The following is a 5,127-nucleotide window of genomic DNA, read 5'->3' as shown; positions in this document are numbered from 1 at the left end:
CGGCCCGCGGCATGAACCCGGCTTCGCCTTGGATGTTCCGCCACTTCCTTGTTTCCCGCCGGGTCAGGCCTGATCTAAGACGAACGCGATGGCGAAGAACCCGGAAAGTCCCCTCGAGCCGTTCAAGCGCGCGCTGGCGCACGCCGCCCGTTCGCTCGCCGAAACGCCGGACCTGGAGATCGTCTATTCCGGCGAAGGCCCGCAGCTGCAGGGCAACCGGGCGGTGCTGCCGCATCCGCCCCGGGATCTGACCCCCCAAGAGGCCTCGCGCATCCGGGGCCTCGCCGACCAGATGGCGCTCAAGATCGCCCATCATGACGCGGCCACCCACGCCCGCTCGCGCCCTCAGTCCGCGACGGGCCAGCCGATCTACGACAGCCTGGAACAGGCGCGCATCGAGGCGATCGGCGCCAACGCCATGGGCGGCGTGCGCGAGAACCTGAAGGCGGTGATGGACCAGGCTTGGTCGCGCCGGGTGTTCAACGAGGTCGAGGCCATGGCTAATCCGCCGCTGGCCGAGGTCGTGGCGCTGATGGCCCGGGAGCGGCTGACCGGCGAGCCGCCGCCGCCAAGCGCCCGGCCGCTGGTGGACCTTTTCCGCGCCGAGATCGAGGCCAAGGCCGGGTCAGACCTCGACCGGCTGATGGACGCCCTGGACGACCAGCAGGCCTTCGCGAAGGTCGCCCGCACGATCATCCGCGACCTGCAGATGGGCGAGGACCTGTCCGACGCGCCCGAGCAGGACGATCAGGACGAACTCGGCGAGGACGAGGGCGAGCCCGACGCCTCCGACAACGACGACGAAGGTGACGGCGAGAGCCAGAGCCCGCAGCAGTCGGCAATGGACGAGGAGCAGACCTCCACCCGCGAGACCGAGGACTCCGACAGCCAGCTGATGGAGGCGCAGGAGGATCCCGACGCCCAGGACGCCGAGGAGCCGCCCGAGATGGGCGAGGGCGACCAGCCCGCGAGGCCCGACCCGTCGGGCGACAACCGCGCGGTCACCTACAAGGTCTTCACCACCGAGCACGACGAGATCGTCGCCGCCGAGGAGCTGTGCGACGCCGAGGAGCTGACGCGTCTGCGCGCCTATCTCGACCAGCAGCTGGCGTCGGTCTCCAACGTCGTCTCGCGCCTGGCCAACCGCCTGCAGCGCAAGCTTCTGGCCCAGCAGAACCGCTCGTGGACCTTCGACCTCGAGGAAGGCGTCCTGGACGTGGCCCGCCTCACGCGGGTCATCATCGATCCCACCGCGCCCCTGTCGTTCAAGGAGGAGGAGGACACCGAGTTCCGGGACACGGTCGTCACCATCCTGATCGACAATTCAGGCTCGATGCGCGGGCGGCCGATCATGGTGGCCGCCGTCTGCGCCGACATCCTGGCCCGCACTCTGGAGCGCTGCGGCGTCAAGACCGAGATCCTGGGCTTCACCACCCGGGCCTGGAAGGGCGGGTCGTCGCGCGAGGACTGGCTGAAGGCGGGCAAGCCTGCCCAGCCCGGCCGCCTGAACGACCTGCGGCACATCATCTACAAGGCTGCGGACGCCCCATGGCGGCGGGCGCGGCGCAACCTCGGCCTGATGATGCGCGAGGGGCTGCTGAAGGAAAACATCGACGGCGAGGCGCTGATGTGGGCGCACCAGCGCCTGATCGGCCGGCCTGAGCAGCGCCGCATCCTGGTGGTGATCTCGGACGGCGCCCCGGTGGACGACTCCACCCTGTCGGTGAACTCCGGCCATTATCTCGAGCGGCACCTGCGCGAGGTGATCACCGAGATCGAGACCAAGAGCCCGGTGCAGCTGATCGCCATCGGCATCGGCCACGACGTGACCCGCTACTATCGACGCGCGGTGACCATCGTCGACGTGGAGCAGCTGGCGGGCGCCATGGTGGAGCAGCTGGCCGAACTCTTCGAGGAGGAGCCCCGCGCCGCTACCCGCAAGACCGCGGGCCTGCTGGCGCCGCCGCCCACCAGCCAGGGCCCGCAGGGGCCGCCCCGGCGCTCCACCTTCAAGGAAGTCCGGAGGGCCACGGCTTGAGGCCGGCGCGCGGGCTGGCGACGCTCGCGGGCGCGCTGCTGCTCACCGGGTGCCTTACGCCGACGCCGCGCCTGCCCGAGGCGCCCGTGCCGCTAGGCGCGACCATCGCGATCGACGCCCAGCCGCTGCCGCTGGATACGACTGCGCCGGAACGCTCGCGGATCGGGAACTTCATCTATGCCGGCGGTTTGGCGCTCTCGTCGCGCCAGACTTCGCGCCTGGGCGGCCTGTCGGACCTGAAGGTGACGCCCGACGGCCGCCTCATGGCGCTGGGCGACCAGGCCGACCTTCTGGAGGCCCGCCTCGTACTGGACGCCCAAGGTCGGCTGATCGGCCTGGCCGACGCCCGTATCAGCGCGCTTAAGGACCTCACCGGCGTCGATCTCTATGCCGGCGGCCAGACCCATTACGACTCCGAGGGCCTGGCCCGCTTGGCCGACGGGACCCTGGTCGTCAGCTTCGAGCAGGAGGACCGGGTGCTGGCCTTCCCGCCCACCGGGGGTCTGCCCCGCCCCGCGCCTGCGCCGGCGACCAATTTCACGGACAACAAGGGCATGGAAGCGCTTGCGGCCGCGCCCGACGTGGGGTCGGACGCCTACCGCGTCGGTCTGGAAAAGGACGGACGGCTGTTCCTCTGCCGTCTGTCGGACGCCTGCGTGCCCGAAGGCCAGGTGGACGTCGAAGGCTCGGAACTCGTCGCCATGGACAACCTGCCCGGCGGCGGCCGCGCCTACCTGTTCCGCAGCTTCTCGCCGCTCACCGGCAACGTCGTACGGCTGCGGCTCACCGGCCAAGACGGCAGGACCCTCGACTCGCTCGAGATCCGCCGCCCGCTCACGGTCGACAACCTGGAAGGCCTGGCGGCCGTCGCGAACGGCCAGGGCGGCGTACGCTTCTATCTGGTCTCGGACGACAACTTCGGCGTCTACGAAGGTCGGGCCACCGGCCAGCGCACCCTGCTGCTGGCGTTCGACTGGGCGCGGAAATGAAAAGGCCGCCCCAAGAGGCGGCCTTTCCGGAACGACAGCTTGTGTCGGGCTCTTAGGCCGCCGGTTGCTCGGCGAGCTTGGCCTTGATCTGGCGCTTCAGCTTCAGGGCGCGAGGCGACAGCACCTCGTCGCGCGCCTTCAGCAGGACGGCGTCGAGGCCACCCTTGGCGTCGACCGTGCGCAGGGCCGCGTTGGTCACGCGCAGCGTCACGTTCTGACCCAGGGCTTCCGATTGCACGGTCACCTTGGTCAGGTTCGGCATGAACCGACGCTTGGTCTTGATGTTCGAGTGGCTCACGTTGTGGCCGACCATCGGACCAACACCGGTGATTTCGCAGCGGCGCGACATGGCGCAAGAACCTTCGCGGTAAAACTTAAGGACGTGCGGACGAAGGCCGTCCGCGCGGGGAGCGGGCGATATAGAGGAAGGCGCCCTCGCGCGTCAAGGCAAGGCGGGCGCCTGGCCGATGCGCCGCAGCATTTCCCACTCCGCCCTTGTGCTCCACTACCGGCCGAACCACCACATCTCGTAGGGAACAAAGCTCGAATCGGCGCGAGTCAGTGATTCGGACACGCTTCGTTTCATCCGCGTTCCAAATGCGTGCGCTGCGCGCTTAGCCTTCGGCCTGCGGCGCCGCGTCCAGCAGCAGCACCGACATCGACGGCTGGACGTCGGCCGGCGGCGCGAACTCCGGCGGATCCGGCACCGCCGGCTTGGCCGACCAGGTCAGGGTGCTGGCCGCCAGGGTGAAGACGATCGCCGCCCAGAGCCCCGCCAGCTCATGACGCCCCTGCCCCTTGAGGGCCGCGACCCGCATCTCCAGCGGATGGACGCTGCCCCACCGGCAGCCGAACGGCAGCGGGGCGCGGGCGAGCTCCGTCTTCAGCAAGGCCTCGGCATAGAGCCGCCGCGCCTTCGGGAAGCGGCGCAGGACAGCGGCGTCGCAGGCCAGTTCCTGGTCGATGCGCATCAGCCGCACCCCCAGGTGGACCAGCGGGTTGAACCAGAAGACCACCTGCAGGGCGGCGGCCAGGGCGTTGGCCTTGGGGTCGCCCCGGCTGATGTGCTCGCGCTCATGCGCGCGGATCAGTCGGCGCTCGTCGTCGCTGTAGGGGTCGGCGTCGGGCATGATCACCCGCGGCGTCAGCACGCCGGACACGGCGGGCCCTGCACGGCCGTCGCGGGCCTCGCGCTCGAAGGCGGCCTGGGCGCGCCAGGCCAATGCAAGGCCGGCGGCCGCCCCGGCCAGCCACAACGCGGCAAGCAGCCGCACGTCGGCGGCGCGTTCGACCAGGGGGCGCAGCGTGATCTGCTCGGCGCCAGGCCACGGCGCTCCGAAGGGCCAGGGCGCGAGGCTCAACAGGGCCGCGCCGACGGGCGCCGCCCACAGCAGATACGCGGCCTGGGGACCAAAGATCCGACGCGCGGGTCCGCGGACCGTCATTACCAGCAGAAGGACAAGGGAACCCGCCACATTGGCGCGGGCCAGGGCCTCGAGGACGTCAGTCGCCATCTTCCAGCTCCGCGATGAGCCGCTTCAGCCGGGCGACATCGTCGGGCGAGAGCGCCCTGTGCTCGGCGAAATGCGCCACCAGCGGGGCTACTTGTCCGGAGAAGAGGCGGTCCAGCAGCCCCTGGCTTTCCGAGGTCACATAGTCTTCCCGCGACACCAGCGGGCGATAGCGGGTGCGGCCCTCGACGCGTTCCGACTTCAAGGCCTTCTTCTTGAGCAGGCGATTGATCAGCGTCTTGACGGTGGCCTCGCCCCACTGCTGCGGCTCGCCGACCTTACGGACCAGCTCGTCGGCCGACATCGGGCCGTCCGTCCACAGCGCGGCCATGATCTGGCTCTCGGCGGGAGAGATACGCAGCATGCAGGGAGATTACGCCTGTAACCCCACCTGTCAACGCAGGAAGCCTAGTCGGCCGCGTGGGTGTCGGCCTTGGCCACGTATTCGGCGGTGATCACGTTAGTGGCGTCGACCCGTCGGCCGCGCCGGTCGATCAGCTCAAGGTGGACGTGGTCGGTCATGCCGCCGGGGTACTTGCTCTGCAGCGAGTGGACCCGCCCGATCGTCTGGCCGACATAGACCGTGTCG

General features: G+C 69.9%; 5 protein-coding genes and 1 pseudogene. 2 read left to right on the top strand and 4 right to left on the bottom strand.

The window, feature by feature from the left end; all coding sequences use genetic code 11:
• The first annotated feature begins 88 nt into the window (after positions 1-88).
• Both cobT and RIF93_RS18465 read left to right on the top strand, forming a co-directional pair.
• A complete protein-coding gene (gene cobT / locus RIF93_RS18470; RefSeq protein ID WP_309092916.1) occupies positions 89-2,038 on the top strand; it encodes a cobaltochelatase subunit CobT in 1,950 nt (649 codons plus the stop codon).
• A complete protein-coding gene (locus RIF93_RS18465) occupies positions 2,035-3,027 on the top strand; it encodes an esterase-like activity of phytase family protein (protein WP_309092915.1) in 993 nt (330 codons plus the stop codon). The genes cobT and RIF93_RS18465 overlap by 4 nt, the downstream gene beginning before the upstream one ends.
• Positions 3,028-3,079: 52 nt before the next feature.
• Here RIF93_RS18465 and rpmB read toward each other — a convergent pair whose 3' ends face one another.
• The 4 genes and pseudogenes from rpmB to RIF93_RS18445 form a co-directional block, all read right to left on the bottom strand.
• Positions 3,080-3,376 (bottom strand): 50S ribosomal protein L28, encoded by a 297-nt coding sequence (gene rpmB / locus RIF93_RS18460; protein WP_309092914.1) that lies wholly within the window; start codon positions 3,374-3,376, stop codon positions 3,080-3,082.
• A 265-nt stretch (positions 3,377-3,641) separates the two neighbouring features.
• Positions 3,642-4,541 (bottom strand): M56 family metallopeptidase, encoded by a 900-nt coding sequence (locus tag RIF93_RS18455; RefSeq protein ID WP_309092913.1) that lies wholly within the window; start codon positions 4,539-4,541, stop codon positions 3,642-3,644.
• On the bottom strand, positions 4,531-4,899 hold the full coding sequence (locus tag RIF93_RS18450) for a BlaI/MecI/CopY family transcriptional regulator (protein WP_309092917.1): 369 nt from the start codon (positions 4,897-4,899) through the stop codon (positions 4,531-4,533). Before RIF93_RS18450 ends, RIF93_RS18455 begins: the two co-directional genes overlap by 11 nt.
• 47 nt (positions 4,900-4,946) lie before the next feature.
• Positions 4,947-5,127 (bottom strand): annotated as a pseudogene (locus RIF93_RS18445) (M23 family peptidase); the annotation flags it as partial.

It is taken from the genome of Phenylobacterium sp. (assembly GCF_031181185.1).
Classification (GTDB): Bacteria; Pseudomonadota; Alphaproteobacteria; order Caulobacterales; family Caulobacteraceae; genus Phenylobacterium.
Note: the sequence above shows the minus strand (reverse complement) of the source record. Positions and strands in the feature narration are given on the sequence as shown.